24 protein-coding genes are annotated in these 23,789 nt (G+C 69.1%); 14 read left to right on the top strand and 10 right to left on the bottom strand.

The window, feature by feature from the left end; all coding sequences use genetic code 11:
- Positions 1-21 precede the first annotated feature (21 nt).
- Positions 22-393, bottom strand: a complete 372-nt coding sequence (locus tag ACYVLQ_RS25505; protein ID WP_460700052.1) for a VOC family protein — start codon at positions 391-393, stop codon at positions 22-24.
- A 72-nt stretch (positions 394-465) separates the two neighbouring features.
- Here ACYVLQ_RS25505 and ACYVLQ_RS25500 point away from each other — a divergent pair, with 72 nt between their 5' ends.
- Complete coding sequence (locus ACYVLQ_RS25500; RefSeq protein WP_460700051.1) at positions 466-927, top strand: MarR family winged helix-turn-helix transcriptional regulator; 462 nt, start codon at positions 466-468, stop codon at positions 925-927.
- A gap of 168 nt (positions 928-1,095) precedes the next feature.
- Here ACYVLQ_RS25500 and ACYVLQ_RS25495 read toward each other — a convergent pair whose 3' ends face one another.
- Both ACYVLQ_RS25495 and cobF read right to left on the bottom strand, forming a co-directional pair.
- Positions 1,096-1,803, bottom strand: coding sequence for a hypothetical protein (locus tag ACYVLQ_RS25495; RefSeq protein ID WP_460700050.1), 708 nt, complete (start codon positions 1,801-1,803; stop codon positions 1,096-1,098).
- A 104-nt stretch (positions 1,804-1,907) separates the two neighbouring features.
- The gene (cobF, locus tag ACYVLQ_RS25490) at positions 1,908-2,657 is read right to left on the bottom strand and encodes a precorrin-6A synthase (deacetylating) (protein WP_460700049.1); all 750 of its coding nucleotides are present in this window, start codon (positions 2,655-2,657) and stop codon (positions 1,908-1,910) included.
- Positions 2,658-2,702: 45 nt separating this feature from the next.
- On the opposite strand from cobF, the gene ACYVLQ_RS25485 reads away from it, so the two are divergent.
- The 7 genes from ACYVLQ_RS25485 (at position 2,703) to ACYVLQ_RS25455 (ending at position 7,629) form a co-directional block, all read left to right on the top strand.
- Positions 2,703-3,524: a thymidylate synthase gene (locus tag ACYVLQ_RS25485; RefSeq protein WP_460700048.1), complete on the top strand. Its 822-nt coding sequence runs from the start codon at positions 2,703-2,705 to the stop codon at positions 3,522-3,524.
- Positions 3,521-4,012, top strand: coding sequence for a dihydrofolate reductase (locus tag ACYVLQ_RS25480; RefSeq protein WP_460700047.1), 492 nt, complete (start codon positions 3,521-3,523; stop codon positions 4,010-4,012). Before ACYVLQ_RS25485 ends, ACYVLQ_RS25480 begins: the two co-directional genes overlap by 4 nt.
- Before the next feature lie 117 nt (positions 4,013-4,129).
- On the top strand, positions 4,130-4,456 hold the full coding sequence (locus ACYVLQ_RS25475; RefSeq protein WP_068015025.1) for a cupin domain-containing protein: 327 nt from the start codon (positions 4,130-4,132) through the stop codon (positions 4,454-4,456).
- Between the two features lie 88 nt (positions 4,457-4,544).
- Positions 4,545-5,567, top strand: coding sequence for a Dyp-type peroxidase (locus ACYVLQ_RS25470; protein WP_460700046.1), 1,023 nt, complete (start codon positions 4,545-4,547; stop codon positions 5,565-5,567).
- Between the two features lie 160 nt (positions 5,568-5,727).
- Positions 5,728-6,528, top strand: coding sequence for a family 1 encapsulin nanocompartment shell protein (locus tag ACYVLQ_RS25465; RefSeq protein ID WP_460700045.1), 801 nt, complete (start codon positions 5,728-5,730; stop codon positions 6,526-6,528).
- Positions 6,529-6,652: 124 nt separating this feature from the next.
- A complete protein-coding gene (locus tag ACYVLQ_RS25460; RefSeq protein ID WP_460700044.1) occupies positions 6,653-7,183 on the top strand; it encodes a hypothetical protein in 531 nt (176 codons plus the stop codon).
- A gap of 47 nt (positions 7,184-7,230) precedes the next feature.
- Positions 7,231-7,629 carry an NUDIX hydrolase gene (locus tag ACYVLQ_RS25455; RefSeq protein ID WP_460700043.1) on the top strand — a complete coding sequence of 133 codons (399 nt, stop codon included), beginning with the start codon at positions 7,231-7,233 and terminating at the stop codon, positions 7,627-7,629.
- A gap of 22 nt (positions 7,630-7,651) precedes the next feature.
- Here ACYVLQ_RS25455 and ACYVLQ_RS25450 read toward each other — a convergent pair whose 3' ends face one another.
- Complete coding sequence (locus ACYVLQ_RS25450; protein ID WP_460700042.1) at positions 7,652-9,304, bottom strand: MFS transporter; 1,653 nt, start codon at positions 9,302-9,304, stop codon at positions 7,652-7,654.
- A gap of 108 nt (positions 9,305-9,412) precedes the next feature.
- Complete coding sequence (locus tag ACYVLQ_RS25445; protein ID WP_460700041.1) at positions 9,413-10,081, bottom strand: TetR/AcrR family transcriptional regulator; 669 nt, start codon at positions 10,079-10,081, stop codon at positions 9,413-9,415.
- A 198-nt stretch (positions 10,082-10,279) separates the two neighbouring features.
- Here ACYVLQ_RS25445 and ACYVLQ_RS25440 point away from each other — a divergent pair, with 198 nt between their 5' ends.
- The 5 genes from ACYVLQ_RS25440 to atzF all read left to right on the top strand — a co-directional run bounded on the left by ACYVLQ_RS25440 (position 10,280) and on the right by atzF (position 17,148).
- Entirely contained in the window at positions 10,280-11,812 is a 1,533-nt protein-coding gene (locus tag ACYVLQ_RS25440) for an amino acid permease (RefSeq protein WP_460700040.1), read from the top strand.
- Between the two features lie 143 nt (positions 11,813-11,955).
- Positions 11,956-12,708 carry a DUF1989 domain-containing protein gene (locus ACYVLQ_RS25435; protein ID WP_460700039.1) on the top strand — a complete coding sequence of 251 codons (753 nt, stop codon included), beginning with the start codon at positions 11,956-11,958 and terminating at the stop codon, positions 12,706-12,708.
- A complete protein-coding gene (locus ACYVLQ_RS25430; RefSeq protein ID WP_460700038.1) occupies positions 12,705-13,376 on the top strand; it encodes an urea amidolyase associated protein UAAP2 in 672 nt (223 codons plus the stop codon). The genes ACYVLQ_RS25435 and ACYVLQ_RS25430 overlap by 4 nt, the downstream gene beginning before the upstream one ends.
- 43 nt (positions 13,377-13,419) lie before the next feature.
- Positions 13,420-15,465 (top strand): 5-oxoprolinase/urea amidolyase family protein, encoded by a 2,046-nt coding sequence (locus ACYVLQ_RS25425; RefSeq protein WP_460700037.1) that lies wholly within the window; start codon positions 13,420-13,422, stop codon positions 15,463-15,465.
- Between the two features lie 57 nt (positions 15,466-15,522).
- Entirely contained in the window at positions 15,523-17,148 is a 1,626-nt protein-coding gene (atzF, locus tag ACYVLQ_RS25420; RefSeq protein ID WP_460700036.1) for an allophanate hydrolase, read from the top strand.
- Between the two features lie 121 nt (positions 17,149-17,269).
- Here atzF and ACYVLQ_RS25415 read toward each other — a convergent pair whose 3' ends face one another.
- From ACYVLQ_RS25415 to ACYVLQ_RS25395, 5 genes are all read right to left on the bottom strand, one after another.
- Positions 17,270-18,691 carry a vanadium-dependent haloperoxidase gene (locus tag ACYVLQ_RS25415; RefSeq protein WP_460700035.1) on the bottom strand — a complete coding sequence of 474 codons (1,422 nt, stop codon included), beginning with the start codon at positions 18,689-18,691 and terminating at the stop codon, positions 17,270-17,272.
- A 197-nt stretch (positions 18,692-18,888) separates the two neighbouring features.
- Positions 18,889-20,466: a hypothetical protein gene (locus tag ACYVLQ_RS25410; RefSeq protein WP_460700034.1), complete on the bottom strand. Its 1,578-nt coding sequence runs from the start codon at positions 20,464-20,466 to the stop codon at positions 18,889-18,891.
- A complete protein-coding gene (locus ACYVLQ_RS25405; RefSeq protein WP_460700033.1) occupies positions 20,451-21,215 on the bottom strand; it encodes an ABC transporter ATP-binding protein in 765 nt (254 codons plus the stop codon). The genes ACYVLQ_RS25410 and ACYVLQ_RS25405 overlap by 16 nt, the downstream gene beginning before the upstream one ends.
- Before the next feature lie 79 nt (positions 21,216-21,294).
- Entirely contained in the window at positions 21,295-21,888 is a 594-nt protein-coding gene (locus tag ACYVLQ_RS25400) for a Uma2 family endonuclease (protein ID WP_460700186.1), read from the bottom strand.
- A 136-nt stretch (positions 21,889-22,024) separates the two neighbouring features.
- The gene (locus ACYVLQ_RS25395) at positions 22,025-22,231 is read right to left on the bottom strand and encodes a hypothetical protein (protein ID WP_460700032.1); all 207 of its coding nucleotides are present in this window, start codon (positions 22,229-22,231) and stop codon (positions 22,025-22,027) included.
- A 468-nt stretch (positions 22,232-22,699) separates the two neighbouring features.
- Between ACYVLQ_RS25395 and ACYVLQ_RS25390 the strand changes: the two genes are divergently transcribed.
- Positions 22,700-23,788: a helix-turn-helix domain-containing protein gene (locus ACYVLQ_RS25390; RefSeq protein ID WP_460700031.1), complete on the top strand. Its 1,089-nt coding sequence runs from the start codon at positions 22,700-22,702 to the stop codon at positions 23,786-23,788.
- Position 23,789 lies beyond the last annotated feature (1 nt).

Below are 23,789 nucleotides of genomic sequence, written 5' to 3'. Positions count from 1 at the left end.
CTACCGGCACCGACCGACAAGTCAGTCGCCCTCGTGCACGGTGATGACGTAGCCCTCCGGATCGGCGAAGGCGAAATGCCGCCCGAAGGGGCTGTCCGCCATTTCCGTGACGATCGGGGTACCCGCGGCGGCCAGCGCATCGTGCAGCGCCGATGCGTCGTCGACCTGCAACCACAGGGCGATGCCGAGCCCGGGGCGGGGTGCGGCGGCGTCCAGATCGACCCCGGGCAGAGGTCCGCGGATCGCGAAGGGGATCGGGGTGGTGTCGAAGACGACGGCCCCGGGCGGGGACACCGCCGCGCGGCGCAGGCCGAGCCGGTCCTCGTAGAAGGACGCGGCGGCCGCCACGTCGCGCACCTGCAGGCCGATGAAGTCGGGTCCGGAAACTTTCACGATCTCTCCTATGTCAGAACTTTGACATAAACGAGACTATGCGCAGGTCCGCTCTTATGTCAAACTTTTGACATGGATCGCAGGGAACTCGGCAGCCTGGTGGGCTACGAACTCAAGCGTGTGCAAGCGACGCTGCACGGTGCGATGGACGCGCGATTGCGACGGCACAAACTGACCGTCCCGCAGTATGTCTGCCTCGAACTGCTCGACGGCGACGTCGCCCGCTCCAACGCCGACCTGGCCCGGGGCGCGTTCGTCACCCGGCAGTCGATGAACGTGGTGTTGCGCAACCTGGAATCCGCGGACCTGGTCACCCGGCCCGCGCAGGCCCCGCACGGTCGCGCGCTGCCGGTCCGGCTCACCCCGGCGGGCCGCAGGCGCCTGCATGCGGCGCGGGCCGACATCCTGGCCATCGAGCATCGGATGACCGCGGGCCTCGGCGCCGATCGGCTCGCGCGCATGCTCGCCGACCTGAAGACGATGGCGGCCGCGCTGGACGAGGTGGACGCGGAACCGACCGACGCGCCTGCGTAAACGGCTCGCCCCGGGCGTAATCGGTTACGGCCCCGGACGTTCCGGCATGCCGGACGGATACCTCGAGTCCGGCCGCAGCGATGCGGGGAAGTCGTAGTCGACCCGGGGCCGCTCAGCACACCTTTCGTCATTCCCGGATGTGCCAGTACCGCGGGCGCCGTAGCGGCACTAGAGAGCGGGTTCGCCTGCCGGCACGACCGGTTGTTCGGTCAGCGGCGCGAAGTAGCCGCCGACCGCACCCGCGGCGGCACCGATCGCCGCACCGGCGGCGGCCGCGGGCACCGTGATCACCGCCGCGCCGATCTGCGCGCCGACCACCGGGCCGATCAGCAGGCCGATCGGCAGGAACGGGACCCCGGCCACCAGACCCGCGACGCTCCCGACGACCGCGCTGGTCACCGCGAGCGGGGCCGACGCCACCGCACCCACGACCGCACCCGTGGCGGCGCCGCCGAGGGTATCGGCGGCCATCCGGTCGGACCGCTCGGGCTCGATGCCCGCCGAGTCGAGGCCCTGCGCGAGCCCGGCCTCCGCGTCGGCGGCGGCATCGTTGATCTGGGTGGTCGTCTGCGGATCGAGGAAGTCGGGGCGCGGGACCACCACCGAGCCGATGCGAATGGCGTTGTCGGGTACCGGGATCGGGGCCGCGGCCGGAGCTGGCAGGTGCCTGACGGCGGCCTCGACAGCCGCCAGGGGGTCATGCGGGGCCGGTTGCTGTGCGGCTACGTCGCCGCCCGCGACGGCCGACGGATCGCCGGCCTCGGCGGCGGCCGGAGTCGCGGACAGCACGAGCGCCAGTGGCACCGCGCCGACGACCAGCACCGAGCCGGTGCGCCTCAGCCATCTCTCCGCGATAGGCCGGTTCTGTGCTGCCATGGACGACCTCCTCATCGAACACCCCGCCTTCGAAAGAGATTCGTTTCACCGCGGCATCCGGATTCGTCCGGGCGGATTCCGGCCATGCGCCGCGAGCGGGGGCGTCAGGTGCGACGCAGGAGGTAGATGTCCATGATCCAGCCCTTCGCGTCGCGGAGTTCCTTGCGGCGCTGGAGGATTCGGGCTTCCACGGCGCGCAGCGGGCCCTCGATCAGGGTTTCGTCGGGCATGCCCAGGTAGGCGCCCCACCAGATGTGCAGGTCGTCGCCGGGGACGGTGGTGAACGAGGCCGCACCGTCGAGCATGACCACCGTGGATTCGCCCGGGGCGACGCCCTCCTCGCGCAGGCGGCGGCCGGTGGTGATCCGCACCGGCTCGCCGATGTCGTGCAGCACGATGCGGTGCCGGGCGGCCAGCGCCTGCGCGCTGGTGACGCCCGGGACGACCGCGTAGTCGAATCGCACGCGGCCGCGGTCGAGCACCCGTCGCACCATGCGCAGGGTGCTGTCGTACAGCGACGGGTCGCCCCACACCAGAATGCCGCCGACGCCGTCGGTCCCCGCGAACGCCTCCTCCAGCAGCGCGGCCCGCCGCTCGTGCCAGTCCTCGACCACCCCGCGATAGTCCGGATCGGTGACGCTGCGGTCCCGGGGCGGATCGGCGATCTCCACGGTCCGGTGCGGGCGGTCCAGATGCGCGGTGAGGATCGCGGTGCGCACCTCGACGAGTTCCCGCTTCGCGTCGCCCTTCCCGATGACGAAGAAGACGTCGACGCGGCGCATGGCCTCGATAGCCTGCACGGTCACCTGGGCCGGATCGCCCGCGCCGATTCCGATCACGAAGAGTTGCTGCACGATGCCCAAGCTTGCCAGTCGGTCCCATGCGTTAACTTGGCAGTCATGGACGGTGCCCGCTCCCACCCCGCTCGCGATACCCAGTACGAGGATCTGCTGCGGCACGTGCTGGACTCCGGGACACCGAAGTCCGATCGCACGGGCACCGGGACCCGCAGCGTCTTCGGCTATCAGCTGCGCTACGACCTGTCGGCCGGGTTTCCGCTGATCACGACGAAGCGGGTGCACCTGAAGTCGATCGTCTACGAGCTGCTCTGGTTCCTGCGCGGCGAATCGAATATCGAATGGCTGCGCGAGCACGGGGTGACGATCTGGGACGAATGGGCAGATCCGAGCGGCGAATTGGGGCCGGTGTACGGCGTGCAGTGGCGGTCCTGGCCGACACCCGACGGCGCGCACATCGACCAGATCGCGCAGATCCTGCGGACCCTGCGCACCGATCCGGATTCCCGCCGCATGCTGGTCTCCGCCTGGAACGTGTCCGAGCTGGACAAGATGGCGCTGGCGCCGTGCCACGCGCTGTTCCAGTTCTATGTCGCGGGGGGCAGGCTGTCGTGCCAGCTGTATCAGCGCAGCGCCGATCTGTTCCTCGGGGTGCCGTTCAATATCGCCAGCTACGCGCTGCTCACCCACATGGTCGCGCAGCAGGCCGGGCTCGAGCCCGGTGATTTCATCTGGACCGGCGGCGACTGCCACATCTACGACAACCACGTCGAGCAGGTCCGCGAGCAGCTCGGGCGGGAGCCCTACCCGTTCCCCGAGCTCGAGCTGCGGCAGGCGCCGACGCTGTTCGACTATGCCTACGAGGATGTGAAAGTCGTGGGCTACCAGCATCATCCGGCCATCAAGGCGCCGGTGGCGGTATGAGCCCGCGGCGCATCGGGCTGATCTGGGCACAGACGCCCGAGGGCGTCATCGGCGCCGACAACGCGATCCCGTGGCGGGTGCCCGAGGACATGGCGCACTTCAAGGACGTCACGCTGGGCCATCCGGTGGTGATGGGGCGGCGCACCTGGGATTCCCTGCCCGAGCGTTTCCGCCCGCTGGCCGACCGGCGCAATATCGTCGTGACCAGGCAGCCCGACTGGTCGGCCCCCGGCGCGGAGCGGGCCGGATCCGTCGACGCGGCGCTGCGGCTGGCCGACGCCGACCTCACATGGGTCATGGGCGGCGGCGAAATCTACCGCGCGGCAATGGAGTACGCGACCGATCTCGAGGTCACCACGGTGGACACCCGGGTTCAGGGCGATGCCTACGCCCCGCCGATCGGCTCCGGCTGGCGGATCGACTCCGACAGCGGCTGGCGCGAGTCGAAGTCGGGGCCCCGTTATCGCTGGCTACGCTACGTGCGCTGAATCCGGGGCCGAATCGCAACTGCGAAACGCCCGAGACCGTCGCACCCGTCCGGCATACTCACGACTATTCAGCCCGCGACCACAGCCCGCTCTCGGCTGATCCGTGAAAGGTTGTCCATGGACAAGAAATCGCTGACCGCGGTGGCCCGCCAGCAACTCAAACTGGCCGCGACCGCCACGAGCGGACGCAGCTCCCAGACGCTCTGCGGCGGCCACACCCACAGCCTCCGCCAAACCGTGATCGCACTGTCCGCGGGGCAGAGCCTGGCCGAGCACGAGAACCCGGGCGAGGCCACACTGCAGGTCCTGACCGGCACGCTGACCCTGATCTCCGGCACCAACGAGTGGAAGGGCTCACCGGGAGACCTGCTGGTCATCCCCGACGCCCGGCACAGCGTGAAGGCCCTCGACGACGTGGCGTTCCTGCTGACCGTCGCGAAATAGCCGCCACACCGGCAACCTGCTCGAGATCACAGCAGACATCGGGCAATCCTCGGCCGTGCTGTCGGTGGCACCCCGTACGCTGAAGATCATGGGTGAGCCGCAGCCGATCCTCGATCCGCTCACACGGGCCGCGATCTTCCTCGTCGCCACCATCGATGAGGGGGGCGAACCGGCGGTGCACGACGTGCTGGCCGACCTGTCCGGGTTGACCCGATCGGTCGGTTTCCGGGTTCCCGGAGCCGCCCTCAACTGCGTTGTCGGCATCGGCTCCGCCGCCTGGGACCGGCTCTTCGCCGGGCCGAAACCCGCGGAGCTGCACGAGTTTCCGGGCTACTTCGGCGAGCGCCACGAGGCCCCCGCGACACCGGGCGATCTGCTGTTCCACATCCGCGCCGAGGCGCCGGACGCCTGCTTCGAGTTGGCGATGACGATCGCCGACCGGCTGCGCGGCGCGGTCACCATCGTCGACGAGACCATCGGCTTCCGCTATTTCGAGGTCCGCGACCTGCTCGGCTTCGTCGACGGCACGGAGAACCCGACCGGGCCGGGGGCCGCCGCGGCGGCCCTGGTCGGCGCCGAGGATCCCGATTTCGCGGGCGGCAGCTACGTCGTCGTGCAGAAGTACACCCATGACATGGACGCGTGGAATGCGCTGCCGGTCGAGGAGCAGGAGCGCGTCATCGGGCGCACCAAGCTCGGCGACTACGAACTGTCCGACGAGGAGAAGCCGCTGAACTCGCACGTGGCGGTCAACACCGTGTACGACCCGGATGGCAACCAGCGTCAGATCATTCGCGCCAACATGCCGTTCGGCAGCGTGAAGGAGGGCGAGTTCGGCACCTACTACATCGCCTACGCCGCCACGCCGACCGTCACCGAGCAGATGCTGGAGCGGATGTTCCTGGGCAGCGACGAGGCCGCCTACGACCGGATCCTCGACTTCTCCACCGCGATCACCGGCACCCTGTTCTTCACCCCGACCACCGAATTCCTGGACGACCCACCGGACCCACCCGCCCGGGTGGAGGCGGCCGAGGCCGACCCACCCGTCACCGCCCCCGCAGGCAACGGCTCTCTAGGCATCGGCACCCTGAAAGGGAGCCGGGTATGAATGACCGCGCCCCAACGGGTCAACCGGGTATCAGCTGCGTCGTAGCGGGTAAGCCCGGTATCGGCCGTGCCGTGGCGGACGAGCCGGGTACGAATGGCCCGGACCATGGCGGGCAGTGCGCAATCACGAAGGGCTTCGCTCACACCGGAAAGGACGCAGCATGAACAACCTGCACCGCGAGCTCGCGCCGATCACCGACGAGGCCTGGTCGGCGATCGAGGAGGAGGCGACCCGCACGTTCAAGCGGCATATCGCCGGTCGTCGCGTCGTCGACCTGTCCGGGCCGCACGGCACCGACTATTCGGCGGTCGGCCTCGGGCGCACCACCACCATCAGCGCGCCCGACGAGGGTGTGCGGGTGCGGCAGCGGGTGGTGGCGCCACTGGTGGAGCTGCGGGTGCCGTTCACGCTGTCGCGCGAGGAGCTCGACAACGTCGAACGCGGCGCCAAGGACACCGATCTGGACCCGGTGAAGGACGCGGCGCGCCGCATCGCCTTCGCCGAGGACCGGGGCATCTTCGAGGGCTACCCGGCCGCCGACATCACGGGCATCCGGGCGGCGGCCTCCAACACCCCGATCGCGCTACCGTCGGATCCGCGGCTGGTGCCGGAGGCGGTGGCACAGGCCCTGAGCGAGCTGCGGCTCGCCGGCGTCGACGGTCCGTACTCGGTGCTGCTGAGCGCCGACCTGTACACCCAGGTCAGCGAGACCTCCGACCACGGCCACCCGATCCGCACCCACATCGAGCGCCTCATCCCCGAGGGCGAGATCATCTGGGCCCCCGCCATCGACGGCGCCTTCGTCCTCACCACCCGCGGCGGCGACTTCGACCTCCAACTCGGCCAGGACCTCTCGATCGGCTACCAGTCCCACAACGCCGACACGGTCCAGCTGTACTTCCAGCAGAGCCTGACATTCCTGGTCTATACGGCCGAGGCAGCGGTAGCCCTCCGCGCCTGAAACAGAACTGGTCGACACCGGGTGGCCGCCGCCGCCCTCGTGAGATCCAGCGCCGCGGTCAGCATCGCTACCGCGGTCGCCGACGCGACCGGTACCGTGGGCTCGCAGCGAGGTAGGAGGGCCGATGGGCGTGGTGCGCGCGGGCGTGGTTTCGGGGCGGCGGGCCCTGGTCTACGGGTGCCTGGGGGTGCTGGCCACCGTGCTGGTGTGCGGGGTGATCGTCGGGGTGTTCGGGGTGAATCGGGTGTTCACCGGGCTGTTGGCGGGGGCCGTGGTGGCTGTCGCGTTGTTGGTGCGGCTGTTCGGGCGGGACGCGGTGATGCTCACCGAGCAGGCGATCTATCGGCGGACGCCGTTGGCGGAGGACAGTATCGAGTGGGAGCGGGTGGTCGCGGGGCGGTTCGCGCTCGATGAGCGGGAGCGGTGGTCGCTGGCGCTGGACCTGGCCGGTGGGGACGAGCCGCACGGTGAGTTGATGCTGCTGAGCATTCCGCCGGTGGTGCGGCCGGTCTCCAACGCCTACGAACATCGCAAGCGGGAGCAGGTGGCCGAGGTGCGGAAGATGTTGCGGCACAAGCGAGTTCCGGTGACCGTGCTGCCGGAGATCGCGGCGGCCCTGCACGAGCACTGGAAGTTGGCGCCACCCGCTCGCTGACGGAGCGACCGGCGGCGTCCGCCGAGTAGTGTAGAGGAGGCGAAGTCATGATTCGTACCGCGGCTGTGGCGCATGTCCGCGATCGGCGGCTGCTGCAGGCGCGGTCGGCGGGGAAAGACGTATTTTACATGGCGGGTGGGAAGATCGATCCCGGCGAGACGCCCGTGGAAGCGTTGCATCGCGAGGTACGGGAGGAACTCGGCGTCGGCGTTGCCGCCTATCGCGAGCTGGGCGTCTTCGAATGTCAGGCGTTCGGCCACGCGCCGGGAACCGCGCTACACATGACCTGCTTCACCGCCGACCTGACCGGGGACCCGCGGCCCACCAGCGAGGTCGCCGAGCTGCGCTACTTCACCGGCGGTGAATACGCCGCCATGAGGCACGTCGCCCCGGGCTCGATGCTGGTGTTCCGGCGGCTGCACGAACTCGGCCTGATCGACTGGTAGGCCACGCATCGACCGAGGTAGGTCACGGATTGCGCGGACCGGCCCCGGCTTCGGGTTCCGCACCCGGAGTTTCCTTGGTGAGCAAGGGAATTCGAGTGGCGGCGAGCAAACCCAGCAGCAGGAATACCGCGGCGCCCAGCATGGCGAGACGGGTGGCATCGGCGAATCCGCGGGCCAAGGCGTCCACCACCTCCTGGGTGCCGTGGTGGTCGCGAAGGGCAGCGATGGCGCCACCGGCGGATTCGCGGGTCGCCGCGGCGGCCTCGTCGGCGGCGCGTTCCGGCAGGCCGGGCACCTCGCCCAGCCGGTCCGGCAGGAGGCGGCCCAGCGCTACCGACAGCACCCCGCCGAGCACCGCGGCGCCGAGGGCGGAGCCCACCTGCCGCACCGTGGACTGGGTGGCCGCGCCCTGTCCGGACGCGCCGGGCGCAACATCGGCGAGCACGGCGCCGGTGAGCTGCGCCGAGGCCAGCCCGAGACCGACGCCGTAGCAGGCGAGCAGCACCGCCAGCAGCCACGCCGACACCTCCGGCGAGATGAACAGCGCGGTCACCGTCACGGCCACCACCTCGATCGCCAGGCCGATCCGCACGATCCGAACCGGCCCGAACGACCGCGCCAGCCCCTCGGTCGCGGCACCGGCCAGGAATGCGCCCAGCGCCATCGCGGCGAGGACGAGACCGCTTCGGAGCGTGGACATTCCGAGCACGTTCACCATGAACAGTGGCAGCACGAACAGCAGGCCGAACTCCCCGAGCGCGACGGCGAACGCCGCCGTGTTGCCCCACCGGAACCCCCGCATGCGGAACAGCGAAAGGTCCAGCAGCGCAGAGCGATTCACCTCGGCACGGTGCCGCTCCCAGAGCACGAACAGCACCAGCAGCGCCACACCCAGCAGCAACAGCAGCGGGATCGGCGAACTCGCGGCCCGCGTGGACCAGGTCAGCCCGAACACGTGGAACTCGCGCAGCGGTTTCCACCAGCCGTAGGTCTGGCCCTCGATCAGCGCGAACACCACGAGCGCGAAACCGGCCGCGCTGAGCAGGAATCCGTCGACATCGAGGCCGTGCGCGCGGGTATGCATTCTGGTCTCCGGCACGAACAGCACGATCCCGGCCAGCACCACCAGCCCGAGCGGCAGATTCACCAGGAAGATCCACGGCCAGGTGAAGCTGGTGGTCAGCCAGCCGCCGAGCAGCGGCCCGACGGCGGCCATCCCGGACATGACCGAACCCCAGACCGCGAAGGCGATGATCCGGTCGCGGCCGCGGAAGATCGCGTTGACCGTCGACAGCGTGCCCGGCAGCACGCCCGCACCGCCGACGCCCTGCACGATGCGGCCCCAGATCAGCGTCGACGGATCGTCCGCGGCGGCCGCGAGCAGGCTGCCCGCAACGAACAGCACCACGCCCGCGGCGAAGATCCTGCGGCGGCCCAGCCGGTCACCGAGACGCCCGGCCGTGATCAGCAACGCGGCGAAGACCACCGCATAGACGCTGTTCACCCACTGCGCCTGGGTGAAGCCGAGGCCCAGGTCGCGGATGATCACCGGCAGCGAGACGCCGACGATGGTGCCGTCGAGGACCACCATGGACAGGCCCAGCGCGAGCACCGCCAGCGCGTACCAGCGCCTACGGTCCTCCCGCAGGGGCGAATCGAGCTCCACGTCCGTCATGCATTACTCCCAACCGTCGACTGGGAATGCCGTCGAAGAATCTCGTGCGCCACCCAGTCTACGAGCCGTTTGCCCGATATTCGCCAGATGCCGGGGAGGGCGGGGGGATCAGGATTCGGCGAGGCAGTGCAGCAAACTCTCGGCGGCGGAGCGGATAGCTTCCTGGTCGCCGGACCAGCCCAGCATGCGCAACGCGGCGTCGGGGATCAGCCGCTCGGCGTATCCGGGCGCCGCCCCTTCGTCGGAGCGGATGTTGATGACGCTCTCCACGAGCCGGAAGGGCAGCACCCTCACCCCGCTCACGTGGGGCGCGTCGGAGGCGCCGATCACCTCCCCGGCCAGCCGCTCGTAGTGCCCGCGTAGCTCCTCGCGACGTAGGCGGAAGGTCGCGAACCGCTCCGAACGCAGCTCCGGCAGCAGGTACAGGGCGCCGAGATTCCAGCGGGCAGAGCACAATTGGCGGACATCGAACCAGGCCAGCGCGTACAGCCGGACCTGCGGATACTCGGGCCGGTCAACCAGCTTGCCCGCCAATTCCAGTGGGCCGGTGACGGTTTCGTCCAGCAGCGCGTCGAGGATGTCGTCCTTGGCGGCGAAGTGATGGTAGAGCGAGGCCTGCCGGATACCCACGGCGTCGGCGATGCCGCGGGTGGAGGTGCTCACATAACCCTTGGTGGTGAACAATTCCGCGGCGGCATCGAGAATCTCGGCGCGCGGCGTCTGCCCCTGCCGACGCCGCGGCTCGAGGCGCGGGCGGCCGGGTCCGAGTTGCGTCACGGCTCCATTCTTGCCTATCGCCGATCCCGAATTGCGGCGCGGCCGCGACCGTGAGATTTCTGTCATTCGACAGAAACTTGGGCAACACGGAAGTTACTCGGCGGCACGGGACCGATACATCTCCGTCACCACCCCGCCGCACACGATTGCAAAACTTTCACTCGATAGATATTGGCCACGACGCCGAAGGACACCCGCATGGCCACCACCCTCGCCCCACCCGCGCACAGCGGCAGTACCGACAGTGCCGACCTCGAACGATTCGGCTACCAACCCGTGCTGCACCGCAAGCTCGGACGCTACGCCTCGTTCGCGGCCGGGTTCTCCTTCGTCTCCATCCTCACCACGATCTTCCAGTTCTTCGGCTTCGGCTACGGGTTCGGCGGCGCCGCCTTCTTCTGGACGTGGCCGATCGTGTTCGCCGGGCAGTTCCTGGTGGCCCTGAACTTCGCCGAACTGGCCGCGCACTACCCGATTTCGGGTTCGATCTACCAGTGGTCGCGACGGCTGGCGGGCGAGACCGTCGGCTGGTTCGCGGGCTGGATGATGATCATCGCGCAGATTCTGACGGCCGCCGCCGCGGCGATCGCGCTGCAGGTGGTGCTGCCGTCGATCTGGAGCGGGTTCCAGATCGTCGGCGACGACACCGCGCTGACCTCGCGGTCGGGGGCCATGAACGCGGTACTGCTGGGCAGCGTGCTGCTCGCGGTCACGACCGCGGTCAACGTGGTCGGGATCGACTGGATGTCGCGGCTCAATACCATCGGCGTCACCGTGGAGATCGTGGGCGTGCTCGCGACCGTCGCGGTGCTGTTCACCCACGCCGACCGCGGACCGTCGGTGGTTCTGCGGACCGGCCACGCGGGCCCCGGACCGTACTGGGCCGCGTTCCTGGTATCCGGTCTGATGGCCGCCTATGTCATGGTCGGATTCGGTTCCGCCGGTGAGCTTTCCGAGGAGACCAAGAATCCGCGGCGGGTCGCGCCGCGGGCGATCCTCAGCGCCCTCACGGTCTCCGGCATCGGCGGGGTGCTGATGCTGCTCGGCGCGCTGATGGCCGCGCCAAGCCTCGACGACGGCCGGCTCGCGAGCGAGGGCCTGGCCTATGTGATCTCGGCGAAGCTGTCGACGCCCGCGGGTAAGGTGCTGCTGGGATGCGTCGCGGTCGCGATTCTGGTGTGCACGCTGGCCATTCAGACAGCGGCCTCGCGCCTGCTGTTCTCGATGGCACGCGACGGGAAGCTACCCTTCGCGCGGCGACTGTCCGCCGTGCATCCGCGCTTCGGTACTCCGATTCTTCCCGCCGTCGTCGTCGGTGTGCTCGGAATCGCGCTGCTGGTGGTGAATCTCGGCAACGCGGCGATCTTCGCGACCCTCGCCAGCGTCGGGATCGTCACGTTCTATCTGGCCTATCTGCTGGTCACGGCCCCGTTGCTGGTGCGCCGGGTCACCGGGTGGCCGACCACCGATCCGGCGGTGCCCGAACGGCTGTTCACGCTGGGCCGCTTCGGGATTCCGCTCAACGCGCTCGCTGTGGTCTGGGGCGTCGTGATGTCGGTGAACCTCGCCTGGCCGCGGGCCGAGGTGTACGCACCCGACGGCGGCGGGTGGTGGATGCTCTGGGCCGCACCGCTTTTCGTTGCCGCCGCCGTGGCGATCGGGGCGGTGGTACACCGAATCGCCGTCATCCGCCCGGCGCGTCGATCGGTCCCCGCGGTCCAGCCCGCCTGAGAGTTCCTGTTGATCGCCGCCGCGGTCGAACGCCGGTTGGCTCGGGCGGGCGGTGGCGCCGGTCCGCCCGACCCCGGTGATAGCGCGACTCCCGAACCAGCGACCGCGAGGCCCTCACACACTTCTCGAGAAGGGAAATTCCGATGACAGATACGGCATCGACCACCGCGGCGCGCGAACATGCGCGGGCGCAGGCGGCCGGAGCAGCGAGCACCGGGCCGAAGCTGCCCGATGGGGTGGACGAATCGACAGTCACCTTCGCACAACGGGTTCCCGGTGACGGATACGTCAATGTGGTACTGGGCCGCGGTACCCGCGTGCGGCTGCGGGACCCGGAGGGAGCGGCGTGTGCGCACGTCCTGCTGGTGCGGTCCGAATCACCGTGGGAGCGACTGAATGTCGCCGATACGGTCAAGGTGCCGTGGCAGGCCTATCTCGGCGTGGGGCATCCGCTGCTCTCGGATCAGGGGCGCGTGCTCGCCACCGTGATCGCGGACTCGTCGGGGCGGCACGACGCGCTGTGCGGGCCGAGCGCGGCGGCGCGGCAGGCGCTGCGGCTCGCTGGCGCGAAACACGGTCTGACGCCGCGGGATATCGGGGCTACGGTGTCGTTCTTCCGGGGTGCGCGGGTGAAGTCCGACGGCGCCCTCGTGGCGACGGGCGGGGCGGGCTCCGGTGTCGCGGTGGACCTCCTGATGCACCTACCGGTGACACTGCTGGTTGCCAATGCCGCACATCCGCTCGACCCGACTCCTCCGACCGATCTCGAGGTTATCGCCTGGCGTGCACCGGAAGAGCTTGCACAGCAACACAATACGGATCCGGAGTATCTGCGCGCGGTCGAGAACACCGAACAGGCCTGGCACGCGGCACGCACCCTGGAGGCACACACATGACGAACGCTCAGCACGCCACACACGATCATCGGAACGGACTCGCGGAACACGCGGATACCGCCGCGCGGACCCTCGTGCTCGACGAGACCGTGCCCGCCCGCGCACCGTGGTCGGCCGTGGTGCGGGCCGGTGACCGGCTCGAGATCATCGACCTGCACGGCAATCAGGCCGTGGACTGCCTGCTGTACGCGGCCGCCGATCACACCGATCGCTACAGCGCCCAGGCCACCATCGCCGCCCAGCGCAATATCTTCCTCACCACCGGCAGTGTGCTGCGCACGGATGCGGGGGCGGCGCTCATGACGGTGATCGCCGACGAGGTCGGCAACCACGACACCGTGGCGGGCGCGTGTTCGCAGGAGTCGAATACGCTGCGCTACGGCCACCACACCCGCCACCAGCACGCCTGTGTGGAGAATTTCCTCACCGAGGCCCTGAAATGGGGCCTGGGCAAACGCGATCTGGTGTCGAACATCAACTGGTTCATGAACGTCCCGGTCGAGGCGGACGGCGCCCTCGGCATCGTGGACGGGCGGTCGGCGCCCGGGAAGAAGGTCACGCTCCGGGCCGAGCGAGACACCCTGGTGCTGGTGTCGAACTGCCCGCAGATCAACAACCCCTGCAACGGATTCGAGCCCACGCCGGTACGCATGATCGTCACCCGCTGACGTCATGCCTGCAAGCCACCACATCCACCGGGGAGACCCAGACATGAACCCGAGCAACACAATCGGCACCGCCTCGTCCGCTGTTGCCGACACGGCCCCGTTCGAGGTCCTGCGGCCGGGAATGATGACGACCGTGCAGGACTGGCCGGGGCGGACGGGGTACTGGCATGTGGGAGTGCCGCCGTCCGGGCCGATGGACGACCTGTCGTTCCGGCTCGGGAATCGCGCGGTCGGGAATGCCGAGGGGGTGCCGGGTTTGGAGTGCACGCTCGGCGGCCCCGCGCTGCGGTTCGCCGCGCCCAGCTGGGTATGCGTGACCGGAGCCTCGGCGGCGGTAACTGTCGACGGCGTGCCGGTATCACAGTGGCGTCCCGTCGAGGTTCCGGCCGGTGGGTTGCTGGACGTCGGTGCGGTGGTCGGGCCGGGTATGCGGTGCTACATCCTGCTGGCCGGAGGCATCGACGTGCCCGAATATCTCGGCAGCGCGGCCACGTTCACGCTGGGCAGGTTCGGCGGTGATACCGGGATCGCGCTCCGCGCGGGCGATGTGCTCCCTGTGGGCGACGCGCACGGGCGGGTCGCCGCCGCGGTGCCGATGGAGGAGCGGCCGGTATTCACCCGCCGCTGGGAGCTGGCGGTCACCGAGGGCCCGCACGGGGCGCCGGAGTTCTTCACCCGCAACGACTTCGACACCATTCTCGGCACCGACTACGCGGTCCATTTCAACTCCGATCGCACCGGCGTGCGACTGATCGGACCGAAGCCGGAATGGGCGCGCACCGACGGGGGCGAAGCGGGACTGCATCCCTCCAACATTCACGACAACGCGTATTCCGTTGGTGCGCTGGACTTCACCGGCGACACCCCGATCCTGCTGGGGCCGGACGGCCCCAGCCTGGGCGGATTCGTCTGTCCGGTCACCGTCGTCGCCGCCGACCGGTGGAAGCTCGGGCAGCTGACTCCCGGCGATGCGGTGCGATTCGTCGCGGTACGGGCCGATCGCGCGGCCTCGCCGCATGCTCTCGGGCCCGCCCGGCGCGCGGGCTGGCCGTGCGTGCTGTCGACCCGCGGGGACGGTGACGACGGTGTCCTGGCCCGCGACCAAGCCGACGACACCACCGCCGTCACATATCGCCGCGCGGGCGACGACGGCGTGCTCGTCGAATACGGCGATATGACACTGGATCTCGGCCTACGGGCGCGGGTGCACGCGCTGCATCAGCACCTGCTGCTCCGACGCGAACCGGGTATCGCGGAGCTCACGCCCGGGGTGCGGTCGCTGCAGGTGCGCGCCGACCCGGACCGGCTGTCCACGGCGAAACTGCTCCGGCTGCTGGCCGAGGCCGAATCGGAGCTGCCGTCGTCCGATGCTCTCGTGGTGCCCAGCCGCACCGTGCGACTGCCGCTGTCCTGGGACGATCCGGCTACCCGCGAGGCCATCACCCGGTATATGCACGGCGTGCGGGCCGATGCGCCGTGGTGCCCGTGGAATATCGAGTTCATCCGGCGGATGAACGGATTACCTTCCGTGCAGGAGGTTTTCGACACCGTATTCGCCGCGGAGTATCTGGTGCTTGGGCTCGGCGACGTGTACTTGGGCGCCCCGGTCGCCACCCCGACCGATCCGCGCCATCGCCTGGTCACCACCAAGTACAACCCGGCGCGCACCTGGACGCCGGAGAATGCGGTCGGCATCGGAGGGGCGTATCTGTGCGTCTACGGGATGGAGGGGCCCGGTGGATATCAGTTCGTCGGCAGGACGACCCAGGTATGGAACCACCGGTCCTTCAGCGAGTCTCGTCGTTCCGGCGGCCGGTTGAATGAAGATCCGTGGCTGCTGCGATATTTCGACCGCATCCGCTGGTATCCGGTCTCGGAGGACGAACTGCTGGATCTGCGTGCCGATTTCGCCGCCGGGCGGGGTGAATTGCGCGCCGAGGACGGCGAATTCCGGCTGGCCGACCATCGGCGGTTTCTCGACGGCAACGCGGAGTCCATCGCCGAGTTCCGCGCCCGCCAGGCCGAAGCATTTGCCGCCGAACGCAATTCCTGGCGGGCCGCGGGTGAGCTGACCGACACGCGGCGATGACTACGGCCGTGCGTGGTCCCGGCCGGTGTCGGGATGACGGATACAGAGGAGACGACTATGAGCGTGTGGATTCACCGGCGACCGGACGAGGAGGTCGCGGCCGACCTCGCCCTGGCACGCGGACCGCTCGCCGGGATGCGGTTGGCGGTGAAGGACAACGTCGACGTCGCCGGAATTCCCACTACTGCGGCGTGTCCCGAGTACGCGTACGTTCCGAGCAGAGACGCTCCCGCGGTGGCTGCGCTGCGTGCGGCCGGGGCCGTGGTGGTCGGGAAGACCAATCTCGATCAGTTCGCCACCGGGCTGGTCGGAACCCGCTCCCCCTACGGCGCGGTCGCCAACGCGCTGCGTCCCGAATTGGTCTCCGGCGGTTCGAGTTCGGGCTCGGCGGTGGCGGTGGCGCGAGGCGAGGCGGATATCGCGATCGGGACCGACACGGCAGGTTCCGGCCGCGTCCCGGCCGCGTTTCAGGGGATCGTCGGCATCAAGCCGACCGTCGGGGTGATCAGCACCGAAGGGGTGGTGCCCGCGTGCCGGTCCTACGACTGCGTCACGATCTTCGCCGCGGACCTGCGGGCGGCGGATCTGGCGATGGGCGCGCTCGCGGCCGCCGCCGACCGGCCCTGGCCGGCGGACACCCGACTGGCCGCCCCACCGAAACCCACTGTCGCGGTGTTCGATTCGCTCGACGCCCTGAATACGCTGTGGCAGGCGGCGTTCGATCGCACCGTGGCCGCGCTGCGGGAGCGGGGCGTGCGGATCGTCACCGTCGATCCGGAACCGTTCCTGGCGGCCGCGCGGTTGCTGTACGACGGCGCGCTGGTTGCCGAAAGGTATTCCGCGGTCGGCGCATTCGTCGACTCCCATCCGGATTCGGTCGATCCGACCGTCGGCGCGATCATCCGGTGTGCCCGCGATATTCCCGCCCATCGGCTGGTGTCGGACCGCGCCGACTTGCAACGGCTGCGCGCTCGGGCGATGACGAGCCTGCGCGGCGCCGATGCCCTGCTCACCCCTACCGCCCCGCTGCATCCGAGCATCGCGGAGGTGGCGGCCGACCCGGTCGGCGTGAACTCCCGGGTCGGGACGTACACCAACTTCTGCAATCTGTTCGATCTGTGCGCGGTCGCGGTTCCGGCCGGTACCGCGGGCGCCGACCAGTTCGGCGTCACCGTCTTCGGCCGCGCCTTCGAAGATGCCGTCGCATTGGATATCGCGGCTCTGATTGCCAACGGCGACAAAGGCGTTGCCGGGCCCATCGAGTCGGCGTGGCCGTCGCGGGTCGCCCCCGTTCAGGAGCTGGTCGTCTTCGGTGCGCACCTGCGCGGACAGCCGCTGGATCACCAGCTCACCGAACTCGGCGCCCGATGGGCCGGACCCGTCCGCACCGCGCCGCGCTACCGGTTGGGCGCGCTCGACACCACTCCGCCCAAACCCGCCGTCACCCGCCGCCCCGACGGCGAGCCCGGGGTCTCCGTCGCCGGAGAACGCTGGCTGCTCTCCCCCGCCGCCCTGGGCCGCTTCCTGAGCGCGCTCCCCGCACCGATGCAACTGGGCGCCGTCGAACTCGACGACGGCACCTGGACCACAGGCTTCGGCTGCGACCCGGCCGCCGGATCCGCCGCCACCGACATCAGCGAGTACGGCGGCTGGAAAGCCGCCCTCGCCGCCGGAGCATGCTAAAGGACCGTTTCACGCACCTCTCGCCAATTCCCGCACCCCCGACAAGCCGTGCAACGGGTGCGGGAACACGCAGCGGGTGCGCGAGGGTCGGTGCGCCCGCCGGATGGGCCGCACGGATAGTTCAGGATCGCCGCGGGCCCGCGGCGTCGGCTTGTTTCAGCCCGTTCGCCCAGATATCTCCGGCGATGTCGAGGCCCAGCCGAACCCCGCCGATGTTCCGCGCCAGGTCCATGTGGCTTGCGGCGTCGACGGCGAAGGCGTCGAAAATCCAGTGCACGCCGAGGAATACGCGGCTGCGACCGTTCTCCTCGATCATCTGCCACAGGCCGCCGGGGAAGGTGCGCGCGTGCCGGGGGCGCCGCACGCCGTGCCGGTCGAGGGTGGTGCCGTTCAACTCGTCGGAGACGAACACCGATCCCTCCGCGAGGTCGTCGGGGCCGTCGGTGGCGACACCGAAGAAACGGCGGGTGAGCTGCAGGGCGGCCGCGCCGAGCGTGGCGTGGCCGGAGGGGTAGGAGGGGAACGCGGGCGTGAACGGCGCGGCGCCGGGCTCGTCGGACCGTGCCGCGCCCAGCGGCAGCCAGAAGGGATCGCACTGCGGATCCAGGCCCTGCGCCACAACGCTCTTCGGCCCGATCGACGGATCGTGCTCGCGAATCCCCAGCACCGGACGCCACAGGTTGTGCCGGTACTTGTCGTCCCAGGCGAGGATGCCCGCATCCGCCATGGCGGCATTGACGAGGGCGAACAGCCGGGCGTGCCCCGCGACCCGCTGTGGCCGGGCGGCGGCGACCGCCCGCACGATCTGGTTGTACAGCCGCGGCGGGGTGCCGATGCCCTTGGCCGCGTCATACCCCCAGAACAGGCCGATCAGGGTCTCCTCGGGTACGCGCGGAAATATGCCCTGCGGCAGCGTGCCGATCCGCTCGGTCGCGATCCCCTTGCCGCGCACCTCGCGCAGCGCCTCCTCGTAGGCCGGATCGGTGCGTTTGGGCGGGGCGTCGAGGGTGTGGCGGGTGGTCACCGCGAAGCAGTGCGAGCGGGCGCCGTACCGGGGCGCGTAGTAGCCCTGGTCCGGGTTCGCCGGATCCGCACGGTGTTTCAGCGCGCCGGGTTCGGGTTGGTAGTCGGAGTCGCCGAGGTCCGGGTCGGCGCTGCGGGCCGACAGCATCGCGTGGGCGACGGCCAGGCCGAACGCGCTTCCGGCGCCGGTGTCCGGGCCGTGCAGCCCGGCCTGCTGCAGGGCGGTATCGAGTCGTGCGGTCTGTGCCGGGTACAGCGCGGTGAGGGTGGTGTGGGCGGCGACCGCGATCGCCGCATCCGGCGAGGCGCCGGGCGGAGCGACGGGCAGAGTGGTCAGATAGGTCCCGTGCGGAGCGGGCACGAGGCCGAAGTAGGCGTCGTGCATGGCGAGGTGGGTGATCGCCAGTGCGCGGGAACTGCCGACCGGCCCGCGCACACCGGGTTCTCTGTTGCGAATTACGGTGTGCGCCATCCGATCCGATTCCAGCGCCACACTGTTCCAGTACAGGATCTGATCCACTTGTCTTCCTAGTCATGGGGTCTGGTCACGGCACCGGCCCGCAGGAGCTTGGCGACTCGACGAACTGCCCTCGGTTTCCGAGCATGCACCTCGGCAACGCGAAATTCGGCAGTAGTGGACTACCCGAGTTCGGTGCTGACGCAAGTACGCCATTCGAGTACCGGTGGGTAGTAACGCTTCCCGCGACGGTAGGTGGGTCAGCGGGGTTTGACCTCCGCCAGCAGTTCGGGGCCGCGGGCATCCAGACGTCGCTCGGCTATGCGCGCGACCAGCACCGCGGCGCCGAGGCCGAGCGCCGCTCCGACCGGCAGCGCGCACCACTGGACGAACCAATTGTTCAGGTAGGCACCGACTCCCAGGATCGCGATCACCGGGAGGTTCACCAGCAACTGCCCGAACCCGACCGCGAGCTGCACCAATGCCCGGGCACAGCCGGGACTTCCGCCGCCGCCCGCGAACGGATTGCCGCGCTGCGGCGGCAGCGGGTAGGCGGCGTACACCGACAGGAATATCGCTGTGGCGACCCCGACGCCGACGAAGACCGGCAGGGTCGACACCGCCCACGGATACATCCCGGCCTGGCCGAGCACGCCCGGCAGGAGCAGCGTGAGCAGCAGCGCGGGCGGCGAGACCAGCAGCACCCAGGCGATCATCCGCCCGCGCACGTCGGCCCGCACGGCGCCGGGTATCACCAGCGTGTGCCACAGGGCGGTGCCGTCGAAGGCGTACATGTTGGCACTGGCCATGGCCGCCATCCACACCACGAATGTCCCCACGAACGGCACGGGTGCGCCTGCGCCCTGGACCGACAGGATGATCGGCAGCACAATGCCGATCAGCATGAGCGGCAGCAGCGCGGCCCGTCTGCGGCTGTCGCGCCACCAGGTGCGCAGCTCCTTGACCACGACGGTCCCCACGGGGTTCGCCGGAATCGCCCGGTCCAGCCCGCCACCGCCCGCCTGCGCCCGGACCGGGCCCGCGGGCGCGGCGGTCGTGGTGAGCCTGCGGCGCAACAGTATCGCCCAGGCCTGCCACAGCGCGGCCGCCAGCAGACCCAGGCCCAGCAGGCACAGCAGTGCGAGCCACCATTGGCCGCGCGCGGCAGCCTCCACCGCGTACGGCGCCCATCCGGAGGGCGGGATCCGCAGGGCCAGCTCCACCGGGCGCGACGCATGCTCGAGCTTCGGACCGACGGTGGTGACCAGCAGTTGCATCGGGTAGTAGGCGAGCCCAGCCAGCGCCGCCAGCAGCACGCCCAGATCACGGCCGCGCCGCGACCGCATCGCCGCGCCGATCCAGGCCAGCAGCACCCGCGACAGCACCACCACGAACACCAGCTGCAGCACCGCGCCGATCGTCGCGAAAACCGTTGCCGCGATACCTAATTGGGCCGCGAGCAGCACCAGCCCGCCGAAGGCGAGAAGGTTGACCGCCGCCGCCGGGCCGGTGAAGGCCGCCGCCAGCAGACCGACCGCCAGCTGCCGATAGCTCAGCGGCAGCAGCCGGAAGTGCTCCGGCTGCAGCGTTTCGTCGCTGCTGCCCGCGAGGATGGGGCCGCACAGCCAGCCCAGCGTCCACACGGCGTAGAGAGCGGCGGCGGCGTTGATCGCGGCCCGGGTGTCCCAGCCGTGCCCGGCCAGCGTCATCAGCACCGCCGTGCCCGCGGCGGCGATCACCCCGAAGACCAGCCCGATCCAGAACGCGGCGGCGGTCTTCCCGCTGCTGAGCGAGCGGGCGGTGAGCCGCCAGCGCATCCGGATCAGGACGCCAACCACGACAGCCCCTCCTCGCCGCCGACCCGGCCGCCGACCAGTCGCACGAACGCCTCCTCGAGGGTGCCCTCGCCGCGCACCTCGGCGACCGTGCCCGCGCTCACCACCTGACCGCGGTGGATGACCGCGAGCCGGTCGCACAGGTTCTCTACCAGCGCCATCACGTGACTGGACAGCACGACGGAACCACCCGCGGTGACGAATCGCTGCAGGATGGTGCGGATGGTGCCCGCCGATACCGGGTCCACGGCCTCGAACGGCTCGTCGAGCACCAGCAGCTTGGGCGCGTGCAGCAGGGCCGTCGCCAGGCCGATCTTCTTGCGCATACCCGCGGAATAGTCGACGACCAAGGTGTTTTCGGCGCCGGTGAGTTCCAGGACGGTGAGCAGTTCCTGCGCCCTCTCGGCCACGGTCGCCTCCGAAATTCCGCGCAGCAGCCCTGTGTAGGTGAGCAATTCGCGACCGGTGAGCCGTTCCGGCAGTGCCAGCCCGTCCGGCAGCACCCCCACGATCGTCTTGGCGCGCACCGGATCCGCCCAGACATCGAACCCGTAAATATGCGACTCCCCCGCATCCGGCCGCAACAGCCCCACCGCCATCGACAGCGTCGTGGTTTTCCCGGCCCCGTTCGGCCCCACCAGCCCGAAGAACGACCCGGGCGGCACGGTGAGCCCCACCCCCTCGACCACCCAGGGCCCCCCGAACTTCTTGTACAACCCGGTCAGCTGCAATGCAGGTGTCTCCGGCTGCATATCCCCTCCTCGAATCGACACACCCTCACCCTAGGGATCGGTGGTACCGAGCGGGAGGGCAGATCCCAGGGCGATCGCGCTATCGAAGCAGCGTCGCCGGATCAATCGTGAATTCGAACGGCGCGTGTAGCGTCGCGGGCTCCCCGGCGGAGATGCGGTGCGTCAGCTCATATTCGCCGTTGTCGCCGAGGGTGTAGGCAAACAGGACCGGCATGGTCTCGCCAGGCAGGCGGCCTTTGAACGCATTGGTCTCGACACGCCAGTAGTTGGGGATCCCGGCCTCGGCATAGACGGCGGGCTTCACCATGCGGTCCTGCAGGGTCGTGGACGCTGAGACGATCTCGACCGCGAGCACAACTTGGCTCACTGCGGCACCTCGTTCGTCCATCGGTCTATCACCGATGCCCACGATCAGATCCGGAATCGGCTCATCGTCGCCGATCAGTACACCGACCCCGGGCAATACCCAGTAACCCGCGGGTAGCACACCCAGCAACGCGACCTGTAGCCACTGCAGGAGCACCTGATGCTTCGGCTTCGGGGCGGCGTTCACGATGAGCTGGCCATTCATCACCTCGTACCGGATTCCGTGATCGGGCAGGTTGTCGAGGTCGGCCGCGGTCCAACGATCCCCCGCAGGCAGCAGCGCGGGCGACGGTTCGGGGACCGGCATCGCCACGAGAGCCACCTCCTACTCGCTGACCTGGGTCAGCATCAACTCGCTGACCACCACCGCAGTCTACCCGGGCAGTGCCCCCTCGAGCTGGCAGGCGATCATCTCGCACCGGAGCCCGTCCCGTACCAACGTGTCAGGTGTCCAGCCATCGTTCGATTTCGTCGAGCGTGTGCAAACTGACAATAGGTGCGCCGTCGATGGCATCGTGCAGAATCCACCGATACGGCGGCAAGGGCTCTGACACCATGTAGTAGCCACCGCGCCGGGCCCTGGCAGCGAGCTGTTCAAACCGCGACCCGGCCAGCTCCCCGGTCGCCATCTCCGCCGGTTCGTTGTTCACTGCACCCGCCTGCCGGATGCGTCAGCGGTTCTGTCGATCTGACGACCGTAGGTGTTCCAGAAGTCGTTGTGCACCTGATCCCACAAGGACGCCAGATGGGGGAATTGCTCCCTCGCGTCCACCAGATCAGGCGCGTCGGCAAGCGGGCGCGAGAGCAGGGTGCCCGCGCCGGAACGCCTGCGCACCAAGAGTATTCGAAGACAACCATCATGTAGACGCCATTCGGCCACCCATCCGTCTGCCTCCGCGGTCCGGGATCCGTTCACAGCTCGATCACCGTCCGGTCGATGCTGGAGCTTGTATCCGATTCCGACACTTGCTCTTTTGTCATCGCTTACCTCCTGTCGATTGTTCGGCTCCCACTGAGCTTGGCGGGATGGTTACGACGATCGAAGGCACGCGACCACCACGGAGCATCTACGCTGGTAGCACGGGGTTATCAACACGAAGGGGCAGGTACGCGTAGCTGTGATCGTCGTGACGAAGTGGACGGGCATCGAAGTACGGACGCTGCGTGCCGAAGCGTTGCGATGGACCCAATCGCAACTGGCAGAACGGACCGGATTCAGTGAGGGGGTCGTGCGCAAATGGGAGGCCCGAGGCGCGACCATCACGCTCAGGGGTCAATTCGCGGAGGGCATGGATACTCTGCTGCGTGGGCTGGATCGAGAGCAGAGCGCCCGATTCGAGGCCACACTTACCGAACTTGGTCGAGGCGCGACCAAGGATGGAAGCCACGCCGATCCGCCTGTCGCTGTTTCCGATGACATAGACACCGAACGGCTGGCTTACATCAAGGCATATCCGAGGCGCACCGATCGGAAGTCCTTGGAGGAATTGTCCGTCGTGTTGGCCTCCTGGCGGAGGCTTGACGACTCGATAGGTTCGGAGTCGGTGCTTCCAGCTGTAAGCGAGACCCTGGGCGTTGTAGAGCAGCTGGTGCGGGAAGCGCATGGATCGATCCGGCCTGCGGTGCTGAATGTCGGCGCGCAATGGCTGCAATTGGCGGGCTGGCTGAATACGACGACGAAGCGCCATGCGATTGCCAGGGCCATTCACGATCGGATGCTGGAGTGGTCGGTGGAGCTGAACGACCCCGACCTGATCTCGACGACACTCGGCGCCAAGGGTCACCGGGCATGGACCGAAAACGAATTCGGACCGATGATCGGCCTATCGGAAGCCGCAGGTCGGTACAAACAAGCTTCCCCCGCGGTGCTCGCGGTAGCGGCTCAACAGGAGGCACGCGGTCATGCACTCATGAGCGAGGCCGAGAAGGCTGAGCGAAAACTGGACGAAGCCGACGAATACGCAACACGCGCTGCCGAGAATCCTGACCGGATTCCGCCGTGGTTGTACTTTCACAGCACGGATTTGCTTGTGCTACAACGCGGACTGGCGTACAAATTCCTCGCCGAATCCGGCCAGCCGAAGTACCGCCGCAAAGCGATCGAGGTATTGAGCGCCGGGCTGGCCGGGCTCGACCAGGAGACCCGCGAATCGGACTGGATGCGTTGGTACATCGATCAGCTCGCGGAGTTGACCCGCGTTTCCTGAG

The organism is Nocardia thraciensis (assembly GCF_054782435.1).
This window is presented reverse-complemented; position numbering and strand designations above follow the sequence as displayed.